Origin of the sequence: Cupriavidus basilensis OR16 (assembly GCF_000243095.1) — a bacterium.
Taxonomy (GTDB): domain Bacteria; phylum Pseudomonadota; class Gammaproteobacteria; order Burkholderiales; family Burkholderiaceae; genus Cupriavidus; species Cupriavidus basilensis_D.
Window position 1 is genome coordinate 1 of sequence record NZ_AHJE01000223.1, and the last position, 874, is coordinate 874.

General features: G+C 67.8%; 1 protein-coding gene. It reads right to left on the reverse strand.

Annotated features, from left to right (window positions below):
- Positions 1-599 (reverse strand): glycosyltransferase (locus OR16_RS38280; RefSeq protein WP_006164698.1); only part of this gene is annotated, 599 nt, incomplete at its 3' end.
- Between the last annotated feature and the right edge of the window lie 275 nt (positions 600-874).

The window sequence follows — 874 nt, forward strand, 5'->3', positions numbered from 1 at the left end:
CAGTAGCGCGCATTGGCAGGATCCTTTCGCAGGGCGCGTTCCAGCACGTCGATGTCGCGCAGGTAGGTCTGCGGATCCCGGGCGCGGGCGCCGTCGCGCGAGACCACGATGGCGGGGCCGGCCAGGTGCTGCCAGGCGTGCGGCGGGTCCTGCGTCAGGTATTCGTGCAGCACGCCTTCCCAGCGCCAGGGCTGGCGGACCCTTACCAGGGCGTTGCGCTGGTAATGCCAGCCGCCCAGCTCGCACTGGAAACGGTAGCCATCGTCGGCCAGCCCGGGCCAGCGGAAACCCTCCGGCATGCGCAGGGTTTCGTCGGCATCGATGAACAGCACGTAGTCATCGGCACGGGCATGGCCCTCGCTACACGCGCGGGCCAGCGCCAGCGCTTCGTTGCGGTTGTGCGCGAAATCGATCCAGGGGCGCTCATGCAACGTGCCAGGCAGCTTCCCCATCACCTCGCGCACCAGCGCCTGGGTGCCGTCGGTGGAGCCGGTGTCGACGATCACCCAGCGGTCGATCCATGGCTTGACGGACGCGAGGCAGCGGGCGATCACCGGGGCCTCGTTCTTCACGATCATGTTCAGGCAGATGCGCGTCAATTCGGGTTTCCTGTGATCCTGGGGGCGGGGCGCCGCCGCGGGCGAATGATCGGCCAGGCGCCTGGGCGAGCCCAAGAATAGCGGAAAACAAGGTGGGGGAACACTGAGCGGCAGGGCGCATGGCGGTGCGTGCGGGTGCTGCCGGAACGCCGGGACATGAGGTAAGGTGTAAGCACTGCCATCCGGACCATCCGGCCCAACCTCCGGGCTACGCCATCGCCATGGGTTTCTTCGATTCGCTTTTCCTGCGCAAGCCGCCGCCGGATCGTTCGCGG